We start from the raw sequence: 17,634 nt of genomic DNA, 5'->3' as shown, positions 1-17,634 counted from the left end.
TCCTTGATTACTCCTCAGAGAAGCGCGCGAATGAACGGGGAAGTCCCGTTTTCGGACACCCTTTGGCAGCTTTTCGCCGCGCGGGGCAGCCTCGCGGCAGACGCGCCGAACGATCAAGCGATCGGTCTAGCGGAGCGCGACCATCTGATGGTGTCGCGTCCCCCCAGGTCAGAGAGCCTCCTTGTTCTCCCTGGATGCTCGGGCTCAACTGCTGGAGTACTTTCCCGCGCTGGAACGGGCCATCGACGAGCGCGACCGCCGGCGCGAGGTCCACGCGTAGCTTCCCGGGATCGTGGACGGCCGGGCCTTCTCGACGGTGCCATAGGGATAGGACCGGTGGTTGCGCAGCGGCCCCGGATACGGGCCCGCCGGCACGCCCACGCCGAAGCGGAAGGCCTCGTCTTCCGCATGGGGCCGCGATTCGGGTTCGCCGCGCCAGCGGCACACGGGTTCATCAGGAGGCCGTTGTGGGTTCAGCCGCGGAGCGCGGAGGTGAGGATGGCGGGCAGCTGGGTGATGCCGGGCGCGGTGGTGAAGCGGGCGATGCGCTCCAGGGTGGTGCGGCCAGTGCGGTTGTTCACGAAGTACTGCGGCGTCGCGTACCGCGCTGAGGGGGCCTGCGGTGCGCCTACTGCTCGCTCCGCGGGGGTGTGGTGAGTTGACGACCGGTCATGTCCGGGGAGCGGCGGATGCGCTGGGGGTGTCGGAGCGCACAATGACGGCTGGAATCTCCCCCGGGGGGAGGTCCTACCGTCCTGACCGACCGCCCAGGCGATACTTCGAAAGAGGTCTGTCATGACGACGTTTCTGCTGGTCCCGGGGCTTTTCATGGGTGGCTGGGCCTGGGAGGCGGTGGCCGCCGAGCTGACCGCACAAGGGCACCGGGCGCTTCCGGTCACGTTGCCCGGCATGGCCGAACGGGCGGGGGAGGAGCCTGCCGGCGTCGGACTGGGCGAGCACACCGACGCCGTGGCGGCGCTGCTCGACGCGGAGGGCCCGGGGATTGTGCTGGTGGCGCACAGCTACGGCATCTTCCCCGCCCTCGCGGCGGCCGACCGGCGCCCCGGACAGGTCGCCCGGGTGGTGTTCGTGGACACCGGCTTCCCGGAGTCGGGTGAGTCGGTGGTGGCGCAGATGCCGCAGCTCGGCCTGCTGGACCGCGCCCTCGGCGGCGTCATCCCGGTGCCCGAGGAGATCCCGGCGGTGCACGCCGTCCCGTCGGCGGAGCTGGAGCGCTACCACCGCCTGGCCACCCCGCAGCCGGTCCGGACCGTCACCGAGCCGATCGAGCTGACCGGCGCCTGGCTCAAGCTCCCGACCACCGGGGTGTTCTGCCTCGCGAACGGCCTCAGCCTGGAGTTCGCCCGCACGCTGCACCGCACAGGCCTGCCGCGGTTCGCCAAGCTCGCCGAGCCCGGAGTCACCTTCTTCGAACTGGCCACCGGCCACTACCCGATGCTCTCCACCCCGGTGGAGCTGGCCGACGTCCTGGTGCGCGCGGCGGCCGGCGAGGGTCTCGGCCTGTACGAAGGCTGACCGTCCGCCGGCTGGGGGCTGATGAGCGTCATGACGGCACCGGGGTACTTGCCGCGGGAGCATCGGGGTGCGAGCCGAAGCGCCAGCCACGGCCAGCTGAAGCCGCCCCGGCCGGCTGGGCGACCGCCGCTCCTGCGGGCGGCGGTCCCACCCGCTCAACCTGTCAAAGTGCCCTGGTGGAAGTACATCCGCCAGCCCGTCTCCGTCAGACGCCACAAAGAGCTCCGCCATGCCCGACGGCCCTGGTTGTCGGCGAAGTACGTCAGGTGAACGACACCCGGAGCAAGGACGACTCCGGACATCTCGCTGACCTTGACCGGAGACTCCGGGGACACCGAGCCGCCACTGGTCACCGTGAGGATCGACTCCACATCCCACCGCCGTCCAGAAGCCCCGATCTCGGTGAACTCCGGATCCAGAAGCTCCAGGACACGGGCCGGGGAAGCGCGTACCTCGGGATCAAGAAGCCGCATCTCCCCATCGATGGCCGCCTGCACGGCCCGCTCACTCTCCTCCGTCATGCAGGAACCCTACGGACGCGGCCTGCCGAGGCACAGCGAATTGATCACGCACAAGTGCTGCCGCCGAACGTGAACGAGGCCAGGGGCGGTTCGCCCTCCTCACGGGAGCCGGAGAAGCGGAGCCAGAGGCTCCTGCGGCGCAGCAGCGTCAGCGACATGCTCCGCTGCGCGCCGCTGCCGGACTATGACCGGGTGGTGGCGTTCCTTCGTGCGTGCGGCATCGATGGGCCGAACCTCGACGTCTGGGTGTTCACTTGGCCACGGCTGAAGGCGCTGGAGGCGCCTGAGGCCGCCGGGTGGGTGCCCGGTGTTCAGGTGGCCGTCCGGTGAGGCTCGGCGGGAGTTGTGCAGGGTATGCCGCAGGGCCTATGTTCGGGTGCTGGTGTAGCGGACGGTGGTGCCCCAGCGTTCCATGGCGGCCGTCATGCACCACTGGCACAGAGGGCTGCCGCCGCGGCCGTACTTGTGTGTCTTCCTCTGGCACGCGGCGCACGGGCCGACCAGGTCGCCGGGGCAGGTCAGCGCGGACGGGTCCGGCTCTGCAAGCGGCGGTGCGGGAGTTTTTGGCATGGTGAGTCCTGTTCTGGGTGGCGATTTCTAGCCGCCCAGGTGACAGGATACGGCCATATTGAACGTATGTTCGATAAGTGTGGCGGACTTCAGAGCCGACACGTTCGGCGTGCTTCCGTCTCGGCCGTGAGCGGCGGGCAGGTGCCCGGCGTGGAGCCAGCTCCTAGGCTGGGCCTTGCTCGGGGTGTCCTGCGGAGGTCTGCCATGCCCCGGACGATTTGGAACGGTGCGATCAGCTTCGGTCTTGTGACCGTTCCCATCCATGTGGTGTCCGCGACCGAGGACCACAGTGTTCGCTTTCACCAGTACCACCGCGAGGACATGGGCCGGGTGCGGGTGCGGAAGTTCTGCGAGCTGGAGGACCGTGAAGTCCGTCAGGACGAGATCGGCAAGGGCTACGAGCTTACGAAGACGCAGGTCATCCCGGTTTCGGAGGAGGAGCTGCGGAATCTTCCACTGCCGACGGCGAAGGCGATCGAGATCTTGGGGTTCGTGCCGTGGGAGTCGATCGACGCGCTCCGGATCGGCGACGGCTACTACCTTCAGCCGGACGGGCAGGTCGCGGTGAAGCCCTATGAGCTGCTGCGCAGGGCGTTGGAGCGGTCGGCGCGGGTGGCGGTGGCGAAGTTCGCGTGGAGCGGCAGGGAGCGCCTGGGCCTGCTCCGGGTCCGGGGCCCGGTGCTGGTGTTGCACGCGATGCGCTGGCCGGACGAGGTCCGCTCGCCGGCCGGGCTGTCCCTGCCCACCGGCGAGGTGGCGCAGCAGGAGATCGACGAGGCGCTGAACCTGATCGAGGGACTGTCCACGGACCGCATGGAGGGCGAGGATTTCGTCGACCACTACACGCAGGCGCTGGAAGCGGTCATAGAGGCGAAGCGGGAGCACCACGCGCCGCCACAAGTGCCCGAGCCGAGTGGGGAGCCGGGCCAGGTACTGGACCTGATGGCCGCACTGCAGGAGTCCGTGGCACAAGCCAGGGCGTCCCGCGGTGAGGAGTCCGAGGCCGAGGTCCACGAGATGCCGCAGAAGAAGCCGACGGCCAAGAAGTCAGCGGCTGAGAAGCCGGCGGCCGGCAAGAAGACGGCGAAGAAGACCGCGACGAAGACCGCGGCGGCCAAGAAGACCGCGACGGGGAAGACAGCAGCCAAGAAGACAACGCCGCACCGGCCCCGCAGCGCCTAGCCAGGTGTGACCTCCTGTTTCGGCAAAACCGCGTGGGAGCGTTGCGCTCGCATGAGACCGGCCGACGCCGGGAGGTGCTGGCGTCGGCCGGGCATTTCGTGGAAGCGAGCTGCCGCGCCTGCCTGCGCCTGCCCGCGGCTGCCTGCCGGGCCACGACGCGGCGGGCGAAGTGGAGCAGCTGGAGTCGCGACGGTTCCTCGATTCTTCATGTGTTCGTAGGTCGGAGACGGCGGCTCACTCGTAGGGGTGGGCTGTATTCAGCAGCTCATTTGGCCGGAGGAGGCTTCCGTGCGGAGGGCGACGTCCAGGTACCGGTGTTCAGGCCCCGGCGCTCCCGCTGCCCCGCTCGACCGGGATCCACAGCTGGGAGTCGGTCTCCGCGCCGATCTCCACCGGCTGCGTCCGCAGGAGCTCCGGACCTGGCCGGCTCGCGTACGGGTTCGAGGGGAACCACTGCGTGAACACGTCTCGCCACAGTCCCTGGAGGGCGCTCGGATAGGGCCCTCGGTTGTCGAAGACCGCCCAGGTCCCGGCCGGTACGTCGAGGGCGTCGAGCTCCTCGGCGGCCGCCTCGGGACCGGTCGCCACGCCGATCCAGTAGTCCACCTCCGTGCCCTCCTCCCGGCTGTCGGTCAGGTACACCGCCGCCGACAGGATCCCCTGCGGCTCCCGGTCGGCCGGCAACTCCTTCATCCGTACGATCGCCTGCTCGTCGAGGCTCTCCACGTGCGCCGCGGCGGCCGCGTTGACCCCCTCGTGCACGAGCGGGACCCGGGCTTTCCTGCCGACGATCCGAAACGACTCCTTCTCCACGATCCGGTACCGCATGGTCGTGCTCCCTTCCACGACGACACGGAAGGACATGCGCGGCTGTGCCGTGAGCACCGCGCCCGTGCGACGGGCCTCGCCCGGCCCGATGCCGTGCACCGACCGGAATGCCCGGGCGAACGCCTCGCCAGAGCCGTACCCGTACCGCACCGCGACATCGAGCAGCGTCAGCTCCCCGGCCAGTACCTCGGCCCCGGCGAGCGTCATCCGCCGGCGCCGTACGTAGACCGGGAGCGGCATCCCGGCGAGCGTGGAGAACAGCCGCCGGAAGTGGTACTCCGACACCGCGGCGATCCGGGCCACCTCGGCCATGTCGACCTCCCGGTCGAGGCAGGCCTCCAGGTGGTCCAGCGCCTGATTCAGCCGCTCCAGCACGCGTATCCGTCCTTCCTTCCTGTGCCTCCGCTGTAGGAACGCCCATCCTGCCAACCAGCCGCAGCCGCGGGAGCCGCAGCGGCCGGCACCCGGGCCCAAGCCGGAGCCGCTCACCGCGCGCGGCGCCCCGGCGGTCGTCGGCGCTGCGGTCTCGGGCGCCGGCCGGGCTGTCGTGACGCACATGCTCGACGAGTGATCCCGGGGTGTTCCCCGTGGGGACAGCTACCGATACGGCCAGTCTCCGGGACGCCCGGCCGGGCCGTCGGCCGACCGCGTGGCCGTCGGGCCACCTTGCCGGATTAGAAAATTTGATCGCGTCCGGCCCGACAAAACCAGTGCGGGAAGTGTTGGGCAGGAAGCCCTGGCGCTACCTGAGGCTTACGCCCATGACTGACATTAAGGGATTTTGCGAGCCGCGGTTTGCCGCAGTCCGTGAGGCACTTGCGGTTTCGCTCGGCAAGGACGACGTGGGCGCCTCGGCGGCCGTCTACATCGATGGCGAGCCGGTGGTCGACATCTGGGGCGGGTACGCCGATGCGGACCGTTCCGTCAGCTGGGAGCGCGACACCCTCACCGGCGTGAACTCGACGACCAAGAACATGACCGCCCTGTGTGCGCTGATCCTGGCCGACCGAGGCCGGCTCGATCTGTCCACGCCGGTCGCCGCCTATTGGCCTGAGTTCGCCGCGGCAGGCAAGGAGAGCGTGCTGGTACGGCACGTGCTGTCGCACACCGCGGGGCTGCCGGATCTGCCCGGGCTGAGGGCGGTCGAGGAGCTCTACGACTGGGTGAGCGTGACGGCAGGGCTGGCCGCGCAGGCGCCCGAATGGGAACCGGGAACGGCCGCCGGTTATCACGCGCTCACCTTCGGGTTCCTCGTCGGTGAGATCGTCCGCCGCATCACCGGCCGCGGTCTCGGCGAGTTCTTCGCAGAGGAGGTGGCCGAGCCGCTGGGCGCGGACTTCCACATCGGACTCTCTGCGGAGCATGACCACCGCGTCGCACCGCTCATCCCGCCGCCGTCATTGACCGACGAGTACGCCGCCAGCGCGCCGCCAGGACCGGGCGGCGCACGCCGGGAGAACACCGGTGCCACCATACGGGTCAGGGACGCAAACTCCTTGGCCTGGCGCCGTGCGCAGATCCCTGCGGTGAACGGCTTCGGCAACGCTCGTTCTGTCGCGCTTGTCCAGTCGGTACTGGCGAACCAGGGCACGGCCGGCGGTGTGCGGCTGCTTTCCCCTCAGGGGTGCGAGCCCGCGTGGCGGGAGGTGTTCAGCGGTGAGGACCGCGTTCTGGGGACGCCGATGTCCTGGACGGCGGGCTTCGGTAAGTTCGGCAACACCTTCGGCTGGGGCGGCTGGGGCGGCTCGCTGGTCGCGAGTGATCCCGGCTCGCGCATGACGGTGGCCTACGTCATGAACCAGATGATCGACCGGGACCGGCAGGAGGACAACCGCGGCATGGAGATCGTGATGGCCGCGTACAGCGGACTGCACTGACAGCGCAGCGGGGGCGGTCTGAGCCTGCACAGGCTGCCCCTCGCGCTCAGTTCCGCAGAGGAGCGGGACCGCTGCCGGCCGCGCTCTTGGACAGGAGCAATCGTCAAGACCTGTGGATCGTAGGTGCGCGCTTCGTCCGGCTCCCGTGTCAGTGCCTGCTCGTAAGGTGCGCTCACGAGTGTGATCGCGACCGACTACGAGCCTGGAGGCCTGGACGTGCTGCTGGAGAACAAGATTGCCGTCATCTATGGGGCCGGTGGTGCGGTCGGTCAAGCGGTCGCCAGGGTCTTCGCCCGCGAGGGAGCTCGGGTCTTCCTGACCGGTCGCAGGCTCGCAGGGCTCGAGGAGCTGGCGAAGGAGATCACGGCTGCCGGAGGTCGGGCGGAAGTCGCCCAGGTCGACGCACTTGACCGGGATGCTGTCGAGCTGCACGCCGCCGAGGTCGTTGGCACGGCCGGCGGAATCGACATCTCTGTCAATGCCGTCAGCATCCGCGGAGACCTGCAGGGAACGCCACTGATCGGTCTGTCCTTGGAGGACTTCCTCACGCCGATCAACACCGCGCGGCAAGAGCAATGCTCATGACCTGTGGATCGGTCTCGGGCTGGACGCGAGGGGCGTACCTTCCCGAGTGATCGCCCCTTGGTCATCGAGTAGGCCCGCGTAGCAGCGCGGGTCGGGAAGGTGCGCCTGTGCTGAGCGTAGTGAATGCCGGTGAATCGACCGAGACTGGCTCTCTGATCGACGACATCGTCCGGGAGGGTGCGCGGCGGATGCTGGCCGCCGCCCTGGAGGCCGAAGTCAACGCCTACATAGCCGAGTTGGCCGATCAGCGCGACGGGAACGGGCGCCGCCTGGTGGTCCGCAACGGCTACCACCAGCCGCGGCAGGTCACTACTGCGGCCGGGGTGGTCGAAGTGAAGGCCCCGCGGGTGAACGATAAGCGCGTCGATGAGGCGACGGGTGAACGCCAGCGGTTCTCCTCGTCGATTCTGCCGCCGTGGTGCCGCAAGTCGCCGAAGATCAGCGAGGTGCTGCCGCTGCTCTACCTGCACGGTCTGTCCTCCGGGGACTTCGTGCCTGCGCTGGAGCAGTTCCTGGGCTCGAAGGCTGGCCTGTCGTCGGCGACGATCACCCGGCTCACCCAGCAGTGGCAGGCCGACCACCAAGCGTTCGGCCAGCGTGATCTGTCCGGCAGCGACTACGTATACGTGTGGGCCGACGGCATCCACCTGCGCATACGGCTGAGGGAGGCGAAGTCGTGCGTCCTCGTGCTGATGGGCGTGCGCGCGGACGGCACCAAAGAGTTGATAGCCATGAGCGATGGCTACCGCGAATCCGCCGATTCGTGGGCCGACTTGATGCGGGACTGTGCACGCCGGGGCATGCGCGCCCCCGTCCTGGCGGTCGGCGACGGCGCTCTGGGCTTTTTGGAAGGCCCTGGTCGAAGTGTTCCCCGAGACCCGGCATCAAAGGTGCTGGGTTCACAAAATCGCCAATGTTGCGAACGCCCTGCCGAAGTCCGCCCAACCCGGAGCCAAGAAGGCCTTACAGGAGATCTACAACGCCGAGGACCACGACCACGCACTCAAGGCCGTGGCCGCGTTCGCCGCGGCCTACGGTGCAAAGTTCCCCAAAGCCGTCAAGAAGATCACCGACGACGTCGATGATCTGCTGGCGTTCTACGACTTCCCCGCTGAGCACTGGATCCACCTGCGCACGACGAACCCGATTGAGTCGACCTTCGCCAGTGTTCGCCTGCGGACCAAGGTCACCCGAGGTGCCGGCAGCGCCGCCGCCGCGCTGGCCATGGTCTTCAAACTCGTTGAGTCCGCCCAGCAGCGGTGGCGGGCCGTGAACGCACCGCACCTCGGCGCCCTCGTCCGCGCCGCGCGCTTCGAACGCGGACACCTCATCGAACGCCCGGAAAGCCTTGCGTCATAAGGGGCAGCTTGAGTGGCTCGTTGTGTCACCAGATCTCGGCGATCCTCGCCGTTGAAGTTAATGCCCGTCAGCCTGGGTCGCTCCTTTTCGGAGGGAGTCCTCATACTGCCGACGCGAGAAGGCGAAGCTCCCAATGGCGCTCAGATCCCAGTCACGGCAATTATTTCGAAATTCTGACCAGGTTACCGTTTCGGGTGTCACGGTGACTCTGGCCATCAGCGCCCAACACTCCTCGATTCCGCAGGTGCACCCCAACAGCATGGTCTCGCCCTCCTCACCGCCCCAGGGCAGGACCCTCGGTTCACCAAGGAAATGCCGACTGGGCCAGCCGAAGACCGGCGCCAAGGGCATGTAGTCACCAGCGAGCAGCGGAAAGGTGTCGGGATAGAACTCTTCAGCTCTTTCTATCTGCTCGGCCTGCGCATACGGCAGTTCAGCCATCCGCACCAGCTCCACGAGTCGGACATTATCCACCAAGATGTCTACAACCTGTGTGGTGCCGCCCTCAAGCCAGACAGCCGGATAGGGAGCCAGTCGAAAGTCGATCGAACGCATCCGCACAGAGTAGCCAGGATGCGGACGCAGCCCGCCCACGATTATGCTCATCGAGGGCGGCCAGCACCATGATCGCGACCCTGACCGTCGAGGTTCACACCGAGCCCGTTGCCGCCTGTGAACGGATCGGTTTTCGTATCTCACCAGTTGCCCAGCCGCGCAGCACCCGACTCAGCTGATCCACAGGATTTGACTATTACTCCCGCGGCAACCGCGAACTTCCTCACCGCGACGACCGCCGCCCGGCACATGGCCGAGAAGGGATCGGGCGTGATCGTGACCTTCTCGACGACCGCGTCCCATCTGTCCGGACGCGACCAGGGCTTTCATGCGACCGCAGGCTTCGGAGTGGCCTGTGGCGCAGTCGAGTTGCTGTCACGGCATCTGGCGGGCGAGGTGGGACCCCGAGGCGTGCGCGTGGTCTGCCTTCGTCCGGATGGGATTCCGGAGGCATGGGTGTCCTGGGGCATGATCGAGGACGCCGAGCCCGATCCCGAGGGCAGCTCGACGGTCAAGGCCTATATGGAGCGTGGCACGGCACTGCGTCGGCTGCCGAAGCTCGCCGAAGTCGCTGAGACGGCCGCGTTCATGGCATCGGACCGGGCTGGAGCGATCACGGGGACTGTGGTCAACCTCAGCTGCGGATCCGTTATCGACTGACTCCAGCGAGCAATCGTCAAGACTTGTCATGCGGCCTGCTCCTGGCGCTCGACCAGAACGCCGTTCTCGAACCGTGCCCGTGCGCGGACCAGGGGCACGAGGTGGGCGCCGTGATCGCGCGCCGGTGGTCCTGGGCGGATTCGACCAGCTTGACCATTATCGCCAGGGCTGCGGCCGGGCTGCCGGCCCCGCGGGTGACCTCGGTCCGCAGCTTGACCGTGGAGAACGTGGACTCGACGGGGTTCGTGGTCCGCAGGTGGATCCAGTGCGCGGAGGGGAATTCGTAGAACGCCGGCAACTCCTTCCGCATCCTCGGTGATCTTCGCGACGGCCTTGGGCCACCTCGTCCCGTGGGTCTTCGCGAACGCCTCGAGAGGGCGGAGTCGTACAACTCCTTTCGGCCGTACGGGAGGTACCCGCGCCGGTCGCGGTGCAGGGCGCAGATCAGGCCGCACATAAGCGGATTGGTGGCGAGGCGAGCCAGGTCGGGCTTGGTGCGGACGGCGTCGCGGAGCTGGGTGTCGTATGAGGCCGGGACGGCGTCCTCGTCGGGCGCGCCGGTGGCGGCCGCCCGGTGGGCGCCGGGCACACCGAGTCGCCCTGGACGACGGGGTCTCCGCGGAGTGCGACAACACGGCGACGGCGGTGACGGCGACGCAGCCGTCCTGAGCCCGGCCACGGGTGATCCGCACCCCACAGAGGGGGACATGGCACGAGGCCCGACGACGCGGCGCGGACCACGGCCGTGGGTCGTCCGGGGAGGGGGGCCCGAACGTGGACGAGGCCACGGCCGCTCGGGGAGGGATCAGGCGTTGCGGCAGGTCCAGGGCTGCCAGCCGCGGGCCTGGTAGAGACGGTAGGCGGCGGCGATGTTCTGCGGGGCGTCCAGGGCACGCGACGTGGTGCCGAGGTAAGACTCCAGCGTCCCGCCGTTGTTGAACTGGAACACGCCGAAGTCACGCGAGCCGTTGTTGTTGCGGCCGACGGCTATCTCGTTGAGGCCGGACTCGCAGCGGGCGACGCGGATCGCCTTGGCTTCCAGGTTGTCGGGAAACGTCTGGCGGATCATCGCCTCGATCTGGGCGGCGGACCGGGTGTTCAGGTTCACCGATCCCGGATTGCTGAGACGGCTTTGGGTGGCCGGGCCCACGACGCCGTCCACGGCCAGGTCGGCACGGCCCTGGAACGCCTCGACGGCGTTGCGGGTGGCCGGACCGAAGGAGCCGTCCACCGTGAGGTGGGCGCCGAGCTGGTCGAGTCTGGTCTGCAGCGCGGACACGCACGACCCGCTCGCGCCCTGGCTGAGCGTGGTCGAGCACAACGCCGACGTCGCCGCGGAGGCCTGCGCCGCGGGCAGCGCCGCGACGCCCGCCGCGGCCAGCACGCAGACGGCTGCCGAACTCGTGGCCGCACGGCGCACGGTCGTGCGGGGACGGGGGGCCACGCGGTGGCCGGAAGTACTGCGGTTGCCGAACATGCGGGAATTCCTTGGTCGTTGGGGTGGGAGGTGACGAGCGCGGGCGTTCAACAGCCGCAGGTGTAGAAGAGGACGTCCCAGTGGGTGCTCTCGCGGGCGTAGATGTTTCCGGAGCCGGCCCGGTACTGCGGGGCGCCGTCACCCGCCCGCCTGCCGATGTAGGTGAAGTTGCCGGTGATGTAGTTGCTCAGGCAGGTGTTCGGGTTGAAGTCGAGCTTGTAGCCGTTCCAATGGCTGTACGTGCCGGAGGCGTGCCCGGTCTCCGTGCCTCCGGTGATGTTGAGCGCACAGCGGCTGGCGTTCTTCAGCGTGATGGCACCCTGCACCGTCGAGAGGTTGATCTGCTCGAAGGACGTGCAGTGGGCGTTGTTGCGGTTGGTGCAGTTGCCGCTGGACGACCAGGTGATTCCCGCGCCCCGGAGACGGTTCGCGGCGTCCGCCTGGCCGAGCTTGGTCACTGCGGTCGGGGAGGCGGCGGCCGTCGGCGCGCCGGGTGCCGCCCAGGCGGAGCCGCCGGTGGCCGTGAGTGCGGTCGCGAGCACCGTGCCGCCCAGGGCGGCGCCCAGCTTGGTCATCGTGTTCAAGTGCTTATTCTCCTTGGCTGGTTGATGATGAGTCGGGCGCAGGCGTCCTCAGGCGACGAGCGCGCCCCAGGTACGGGCGTCCACGACGCCGTCGGCCGGCAGGGACGCGCCGGCCTGGAAGGCGGCCACCGCCGACCGGGTCGCGGGCCCGAAGGCACCGTCGACCCGCAGCCCGGCGCCGCGCGCGGCCAGTTGGCTCTGCACGGCGCGGACGGCCTCTCCGGAACTGCCCGTGGCGAGCGGCGCGACGAGCTGGTTCCAGGTCTGTGGTCCGGCGACTCCGTCCAGCCCGGCCTTGACGGCGCCCTGGAAGGCCCGGACGGCGTTCGCGGTGACGCTGCCGTAGGTCCCGTTGACGGGGAGGGCGGAACCGTGCTGACGAAGCAGGTACTGGAGGCTGCGCACGCGCTCCCCGGTGGCGCCCACGGTCAGCGTGGGCCAGACGGGGGCCACCGCGCTGCCGCCGATGCGGGCGGCGACGTCGGCCCGCAGGCGCGGCAGGCGGGCGTACAGCAGGTCGCCCGGGCAGTCGGTGTCGTTGAAGTCCCGGTGCCCGTAGATCTGGTACGCCCGCAGGCCGTACCGGGTGCAGATGGTGGCGCACAGATCCACGAGGGACGCGTACAGCGCCGAGGGCGGCTGGACGGTGTCGTACGTGCCCTCGTTCTCGATGCCGATGGCGACCGTGTTCTGTGCCGTGGTGTGCGCGCTCTCGACCGTTGCGGCGCCGCCCAGCAGCGTCTCCAGGCTGTGGTGCCGGCCCTCCATGACGTGTCCGCCGCGGCTGATGGTGAAGTGCTGGCCGGAGTCGATCCAGCCCCGGCCGAGATGTGAGTCCTGGATCGACCGGGCGAGCGCGAAGGCGTGCGCCTGCGAGCCGTCCTGGACGTTGGGGCTGTCCGTGTGATGCACGATCACCTTGTGCGGGCGCGCGGAGTGCACCGTGACCGGCCGGGAGGGCGGCCGGGCGCCCCAGTGGTCGCAGCCGGAGATCGGCGGCTCCGCCGCGGCCCCCGCGGGTCCGGCGTACCGCACGGCCGTAGCTGAGATCCCCGCACCCAGCACGACCGCGCCGCCCAATAACACCGCCCGTCGGCTCGTCCGCCCGTACGACCGCCCGCCGGAATGCAGGGAACTGCCCACTGTCCTTGGCCCTTTCGCCTCGTCGATGCCGCCCGCGGGCGACGGAAGAGGACGATGGCAGTCCCGGGCGGTGCGGCCAATGATCTGCCGGACATCGGGACAGCGGGCTGTTTCACCCCCTTCCACCTGCGGTGACGTGGTGGGCTGGGATGGCAGGTGGGCTGGGGGCTGGGGCGGAGCCGGGATGCGTCCGGTGCGGTTCGCGACTCCGGCCCGGGGGTCAGGGCGTGGCGCTCCGCTCCGGCTTCTCCTTCGGTCCCTTGGACCTGCCCGACTTCGACGCTCCCGCCTGGTAGGCCTTGTCGCACGACGGCCAGGCGCGGAAGTCGTGGGTACGGGCCCACAGACGGTGGGCGGCCTGGATGTTCCACTCGGGGTCGAGCGCCTTGCGGGGCGTGCCGCCCAGCTCCCGCAGGGTTCCGTCGTACAGCTGGAACACCCCCCAGTTCCGCGTGCCGTTGGTGTTGCCCAGGCTGTACAGCGGGTCCAGGTTCGAGGCGCACTTGGCGATGCCGCCGGCGCGGTCCGCGTCCTCGGTGAACACCTCGCGGACGCGCCGGTCGACCCTTTCGGGCGACCACGGACGCACCTTGACACGGTCGGAGTAGAGGGCGCGTTTGGTCCTGTCGTCGACCACTCCGTTGGGCTCCAGCCCGGCGAGGAGCTGGAAGACGACGACGCGCATCTGTGTGAAGGGGCCGAAGGCGCCGTCGACATCGAGGTCGAGTCCGGCCTGCTTGAGCTGGAGTTGGAGCTCACGGACGCAGGTGTCCTGATGGCCCATGGCGACGAACCGGCACTTGGCCGACAGCAGCGGACGGTTCGGCGAGTCGTCGGCGCCGGCCGGACGCCCGCCGGTGAGCAGTACGGTGCCCGCCACCGTCACGCCGACGACGAGCAGGCAACCGGCGAGGACCGGCCATCGGCGCAGATGCCGCAGTCGGAGCCGGAACGGCACCCGCGCCGGCCCGGATCCCAGGGCGACGGAACTCGCCGTGCCGGTCGTCGACCCGGCAGCCGGGACATGTGTGTTCACTGCTGGGCCTGCCGAATCGCCCTCGTCGCCGGGTAACCTGACCGGCATCTCCGCCAACTCGGTCTCGGCGGTGGCGGGCGTCTGCGCCGGAATCGGAGTCGGCCCCGCAGCCGAGCGGGGACCCGGGGCCGATTCGGCCCGTGGCGACCCGCGTCTTCGGCCGGCGTCGACGAGTACCCAGAGCCGGTGCAGCTCCAGGAGTTCCCGGGCGTCGGCCCCGCAGGCCTTGCCGAACCGGGCGATGGGGTCGAAGTCGTTGGGCACGCCGACGCCCGAACAGTAGCGCTGCAAGGCGGAACCGCTCACCCCCGACCGGCGTGCCAGTGCCTCATAACTGCAGTCCGCCCGGCTCTTGAGCGCCTGCAGCAGATCCGTGAACTCTCGCGCGTAGGGGGACCCGGCCGCCCGCAACTCCGACACGCCACGTACCTCCACTGGTCGGCGCCGTATCACAGCGGAGTCCACGGTGCCGCAACCAGCCTGGTGCGTCCACCAGTTCGAGGTGTTACCCCTGGTAGATCACGCGGGTCACACTGTGCCGCTCTCCCACCACCAGGACTGCGCGCCGTAGGCGTACTCGACCCGGCTGTCCACGTGCTGCCAGGAGTGGGTGTAGGCCTCAAGGCCGGAGAAGCCGCACGTCTCGGCCAGACGGTAGACGCTGCGGGTGGCGAGCCCGGCGACGACGGTGTCGGCGGCGACGCCGTACAGGTGCATGGAGTTGGGGCGGCCTCCGACCGAGGCGTTGTGGGCCTTGCTGCGAAAGCCCGAGTCGATGGTGACGGCCCGGTCACCGGCCTTCTTGCGCAGCGCTTCGAGCTTGTACATCAGGCGGCGGACGTTCTCCCGCACGGTCGCCGCGTCGACGTTACCGCCGGAGAAGCCGGCCCCGTCCTTGCTCTGGAACTCCGCCCAGTCGAAGTGCGCGGTGGAACCGTCCGCGCTCTCCAGCGCGTTGAGCGCGGACTGCGTACGGGCGCCGACGACGCCGTCCGCCGCCAGGCCGTACGCCCTCTGGAACCGCTGCACCGCTGCCTCCGTCCCGGGGCCGAACGCCCCGTCCACGGCCACGCAGGCGTGCTGGGCCGAGTCGGCGGCCCAGCCGGCGACCCGGATCTGCAACTCCCTGACGGCGGCACCGGACGCTCCGCGCCGCAGTCCGGCGGGCCACGAGTAGGCGGCGGCACGGGTGGCGCCGGCCAGCCCGCCCGCCGCGGCGAAGACGGCCATTGCGGCGGTGCCGCCCAGTCCGAGCACGGTTCGGCGGGTGACGGATCTGCTCACGTTGCGCTCCTCATCGGTCGGTTCGTTCGGTGCATCGATTCGCCGATCGACCGGTCGATGCCCGTTGCCCGTCACTTGCCGGTCGACCGGCGGGACGGAGTCATTGTCGGAACGGCTGCCGCGAGGCGCACCGGAGACCGGAGGAGCGGGACAGGGGGATGCCGAACCGTCCATGACCTGGGGTGGTGCGGCGGGGTGGGATGGGGGGAGGGATGCCGAGCGGACCGGCGCCGCCTCCCATGCGCAGCGGCAGACGAGTCGGGCTGCGCCGGGCTGTGTCCTGCGAAGCCGGACCCATCGGCGAGAGCAGCCGACCGACGCCTATCGCACCATCGCCGGCCTCGACTCCGACCGCACCGCGACCATCTGAACCGCAGCCCCGGGCGGGCCACCATGACCTCACCCAGCATCACACGCCAACTCGTTTACGCAGCCGGGCGATTGGCGCCCTGCGGCTGAACGGCGTCACGTACATCCAGTCCGGCCTGCGCCGCAACGCCGCGACACACGACGCCCGCTCACCCTCCTTGGGCTCACGTGGTCACGAACCGGACACCATGCGGCCACGCCGAGGCCCTGCCCCACAGGCCGCCAGGCCACTGCGACTTGTCCACCCACATGATTTCAGCCTTTGTTTCGCAAGATTTCAGACATTGGAAAATCTTTGCGAAGGGGTCCCTTGATCCATATTGCGGCCGCATGAAAGGCTCTTGAATGATCAACACAATTGGACGCTAGTCCAATAACGTGTCCCCGAAGCGGAAGGTTCGCATCTTGCAAAAGATTGCTGTGGCCACGGAAGCTGTGATCCTCGATGAGGAGATCAGCAAGGTCGAGGAGATCACCAAGGACGACTTCGAATGGCTCTTTGAGGGCGGCGTCGAAGCGCAGAGCGCCAGCGAGCCGGACTAGTCCGGGGCTCGATCGCGAGTCCTGAATCAAATCCTGAGCGATTCTTGAATAGTTTCTCGTTTCGCTGAGGAGTGGATGTAAGAGATGGGGCGGGGGGCTCTCTCGTGGTTGCTTCCTGCCTCATCTCTCATCGCACGTGAAATCGGGGGAGAGGTCGTCGCACGGGAATGCCGTCATATGTTCTGAGTACGCCGGCGCTGATCGTGGGCGGACTGCTGGTTCACCAGGTCGGCCGGGTTACCGAGTTCGGCCTCGCGGAGATCCGCCGCAACGTGGCGCCGGTTTTCGCCGTCGCGCTGCCGCCGCGGCTGACCGTCCTGCTGCAGCTCGCCGCGTTGCCGGCGGCCCTGGTTGCCGTGCTGTTGAGGCCCGCCGGCGGCCTTGTCGTGGGGCTGGTTCTCGTTCTGCTCTGGCTCCTGTCGGTGCAGCGGCGCCTGGCCAACCACGTGTGGCTCGCCGCGATCAGCCTGCTCGTGCTCGCGTGCGTCCCCGTCGGCGTGACACCCGTGGTGTTCCGGGACCTTCTCGCCGGTCTGTACCTGTCGGCGGCCGTTTTCAAGATGACCAGTGAATACCTGTTCGGCCAACGCAGCCCCGGCCGGGTGATCGCGGACCACTACGCGCGTGCGGTCGGGCTCCGTGTGCCCGCCCACCTGCTGCGCTGGGTGCCGACCGTGGTGGTCGCGGTCGAGCTGGTCGTCGGGGTCCTGATCATGGTGCCCGGCATGGAGCTGTGGGCCATGTACATGGCCCTGGCGATGCACTGGATGTTCGGCATCACCGGTAACTTCCCGTTCGCCGTCATCGCGATGGTGCTCTGGACCGCCGCCCTCTCGCCCGACGCCGTGGGTCCGGTGCTACCAGTCCCACACAATCCGGCCTGGATCGCGTTGCCGGTGAGCCTGGTCGCGGCGGTGGTGTTCCGGTGGCGGGCCGGGAAACTGCGCGGATGGCCGTTCGTCGTCCGCGATGCCGTGGACAGCACCGCATTCGGTGTGCTCGCGGCCATCGCCCTGTCCTATTCTCGCGCGGGCGGGCCGGCTGTTTTGCCCGCGGCGGCCGTCGCGCATTGGGTAGTCGGCGCGCTATTCCTCCTCAACGCCGCGCTCGTCTACTGCGGTGTAAAGCTGGAGTGGAGTTTTGCCATGTTCTCCGGCATGCGGCCGTTCGGCCGTTCCTGGTGGCAGCGTGGCGGTCTCCGGGATTGGCCAAGATATTATTCCTTGACGCTCCCGGACAAAGTGCCCGCGCAATTGGTGCGCGACATCGGTCCAAGTTTTCTCTATAAAGTGACCCGCGCCGACGCCGTGGTGCACGAATCCGTCGTTCATCATTTGGAGAAGGCTGCAGCCCGGTCTCGGACGACGTTCTCTCCACGCACGATGGTGAGTAATCCAAGAACCGGCGATCTGGAACCCGTCGAGGACAGTCCGCGACCACGCCGTACGCCATTGCTCTTCCCCGCTGTCATCCCGCGGAAATTCGACGAAATCTATCTAGGCTGATCTGTTTCACATCGCAATGG

At 68.8% G+C, this 17,634-nt stretch carries 17 protein-coding genes and 2 pseudogenes; 9 read left to right on the top strand and 10 right to left on the bottom strand.

Going from position 1 to position 17,634, the window contains the following annotated elements; all coding sequences use genetic code 11:
• Positions 1 to 795: 795 nt before the first annotated feature.
• Positions 796 to 1,536 carry an alpha/beta fold hydrolase gene (locus ACFW2E_RS01320; RefSeq protein ID WP_384459506.1) on the top strand — a complete coding sequence of 247 codons (741 nt, stop codon included), beginning with the start codon at positions 796 to 798 and terminating at the stop codon, positions 1,534 to 1,536.
• A 155-nt stretch (positions 1,537 to 1,691) separates the two neighbouring features.
• Here the strand turns inward: ACFW2E_RS01320 and ACFW2E_RS01315 are convergent, their stop codons facing one another.
• Complete coding sequence (locus ACFW2E_RS01315; protein ID WP_384459503.1) at positions 1,692 to 2,057, bottom strand: DUF4440 domain-containing protein; 366 nt, start codon at positions 2,055 to 2,057, stop codon at positions 1,692 to 1,694.
• A 156-nt stretch (positions 2,058 to 2,213) separates the two neighbouring features.
• On the opposite strand from ACFW2E_RS01315, the gene ACFW2E_RS01310 reads away from it, so the two are divergent.
• Entirely contained in the window at positions 2,214 to 2,387 is a 174-nt protein-coding gene (locus tag ACFW2E_RS01310; RefSeq protein ID WP_384459500.1) for a hypothetical protein, read from the top strand.
• 36 nt (positions 2,388 to 2,423) lie between these two features.
• Here ACFW2E_RS01310 and ACFW2E_RS01305 read toward each other — a convergent pair whose 3' ends face one another.
• Positions 2,424 to 2,627, bottom strand: coding sequence for a hypothetical protein (locus ACFW2E_RS01305; RefSeq protein ID WP_384459497.1), 204 nt, complete (start codon positions 2,625 to 2,627; stop codon positions 2,424 to 2,426).
• 204 nt (positions 2,628 to 2,831) lie between these two features.
• Here ACFW2E_RS01305 and ACFW2E_RS01300 point away from each other — a divergent pair, with 204 nt between their 5' ends.
• Complete coding sequence (locus ACFW2E_RS01300) at positions 2,832 to 3,809, top strand: Ku protein (RefSeq protein WP_384459494.1); 978 nt, start codon at positions 2,832 to 2,834, stop codon at positions 3,807 to 3,809.
• 318 nt (positions 3,810 to 4,127) lie between these two features.
• Here the strand turns inward: ACFW2E_RS01300 and ACFW2E_RS01295 are convergent, their stop codons facing one another.
• Positions 4,128 to 5,012, bottom strand: a complete 885-nt coding sequence (locus ACFW2E_RS01295; protein ID WP_384459491.1) for a GyrI-like domain-containing protein — start codon at positions 5,010 to 5,012, stop codon at positions 4,128 to 4,130.
• 386 nt (positions 5,013 to 5,398) lie between these two features.
• Between ACFW2E_RS01295 and ACFW2E_RS01290 the strand changes: the two genes are divergently transcribed.
• The 3 genes and pseudogenes from ACFW2E_RS01290 to ACFW2E_RS01280 all read left to right on the top strand — a co-directional run bounded on the left by ACFW2E_RS01290 (position 5,399) and on the right by ACFW2E_RS01280 (position 8,458).
• Entirely contained in the window at positions 5,399 to 6,514 is a 1,116-nt protein-coding gene (locus ACFW2E_RS01290) for a serine hydrolase domain-containing protein (protein ID WP_384459515.1), read from the top strand.
• A gap of 180 nt (positions 6,515 to 6,694) precedes the next feature.
• Positions 6,695 to 7,099 (top strand): SDR family NAD(P)-dependent oxidoreductase, encoded by a 405-nt coding sequence (locus tag ACFW2E_RS01285; protein WP_384459488.1) that lies wholly within the window; start codon positions 6,695 to 6,697, stop codon positions 7,097 to 7,099.
• A 107-nt stretch (positions 7,100 to 7,206) separates the two neighbouring features.
• A pseudogene (locus ACFW2E_RS01280) lies at positions 7,207 to 8,458 on the top strand (IS256 family transposase).
• Positions 8,459 to 8,515: 57 nt separating this feature from the next.
• Here ACFW2E_RS01280 and ACFW2E_RS01275 read toward each other — a convergent pair.
• Positions 8,516 to 9,013: a hypothetical protein gene (locus ACFW2E_RS01275; protein WP_384459485.1), complete on the bottom strand. Its 498-nt coding sequence runs from the start codon at positions 9,011 to 9,013 to the stop codon at positions 8,516 to 8,518.
• A gap of 117 nt (positions 9,014 to 9,130) precedes the next feature.
• Between ACFW2E_RS01275 and ACFW2E_RS01270 the strand changes: the two genes are divergently transcribed.
• Positions 9,131 to 9,673 (top strand): SDR family NAD(P)-dependent oxidoreductase, encoded by a 543-nt coding sequence (locus tag ACFW2E_RS01270; protein WP_384459482.1) that lies wholly within the window; start codon positions 9,131 to 9,133, stop codon positions 9,671 to 9,673.
• A 346-nt stretch (positions 9,674 to 10,019) separates the two neighbouring features.
• On the opposite strand, the pseudogene ACFW2E_RS01265 reads toward ACFW2E_RS01270, so the two are convergent.
• The 6 genes and pseudogenes from ACFW2E_RS01265 to ACFW2E_RS01240 form a co-directional block, all read right to left on the bottom strand.
• Positions 10,020 to 10,250 (bottom strand): annotated as a pseudogene (locus ACFW2E_RS01265) (ATP-binding protein); the annotation flags it as partial.
• Between the two features lie 228 nt (positions 10,251 to 10,478).
• Positions 10,479 to 11,150 carry a peptidoglycan-binding protein gene (locus ACFW2E_RS01260; RefSeq protein WP_384459480.1) on the bottom strand — a complete coding sequence of 224 codons (672 nt, stop codon included), beginning with the start codon at positions 11,148 to 11,150 and terminating at the stop codon, positions 10,479 to 10,481.
• Between the two features lie 47 nt (positions 11,151 to 11,197).
• Positions 11,198 to 11,725, bottom strand: a complete 528-nt coding sequence (locus tag ACFW2E_RS01255; protein ID WP_384459512.1) for a hypothetical protein — start codon at positions 11,723 to 11,725, stop codon at positions 11,198 to 11,200.
• Between the two features lie 57 nt (positions 11,726 to 11,782).
• On the bottom strand, positions 11,783 to 12,769 hold the full coding sequence (locus ACFW2E_RS01250; protein WP_384459477.1) for an N-acetylmuramoyl-L-alanine amidase: 987 nt from the start codon (positions 12,767 to 12,769) through the stop codon (positions 11,783 to 11,785).
• Positions 12,770 to 13,097: 328 nt separating this feature from the next.
• Positions 13,098 to 14,333, bottom strand: a complete 1,236-nt coding sequence (locus ACFW2E_RS01245) for a peptidoglycan-binding protein (RefSeq protein ID WP_384459474.1) — start codon at positions 14,331 to 14,333, stop codon at positions 13,098 to 13,100.
• Between the two features lie 108 nt (positions 14,334 to 14,441).
• Complete coding sequence (locus tag ACFW2E_RS01240; protein WP_384459471.1) at positions 14,442 to 15,197, bottom strand: D-Ala-D-Ala carboxypeptidase family metallohydrolase; 756 nt, start codon at positions 15,195 to 15,197, stop codon at positions 14,442 to 14,444.
• Positions 15,198 to 15,971: 774 nt separating this feature from the next.
• Between ACFW2E_RS01240 and ACFW2E_RS01235 the strand changes: the two genes are divergently transcribed.
• Complete coding sequence (locus tag ACFW2E_RS01235) at positions 15,972 to 16,109, top strand: hypothetical protein (protein ID WP_384459468.1); 138 nt, start codon at positions 15,972 to 15,974, stop codon at positions 16,107 to 16,109.
• A gap of 203 nt (positions 16,110 to 16,312) precedes the next feature.
• Positions 16,313 to 17,614, top strand: a complete 1,302-nt coding sequence (locus tag ACFW2E_RS01230; protein WP_384459465.1) for a hypothetical protein — start codon at positions 16,313 to 16,315, stop codon at positions 17,612 to 17,614.
• Positions 17,615 to 17,634 lie beyond the last annotated feature (20 nt).

It is taken from the genome of Streptomyces sp. NPDC058964 (genome assembly GCF_042741275.1).
Lineage (GTDB): Bacteria > Actinomycetota > Actinomycetes > Streptomycetales > Streptomycetaceae > Streptomyces.
The sequence above is the reverse complement of the archived record's forward strand: the minus strand, read 5'-3'. Positions and strand labels throughout refer to the sequence as shown.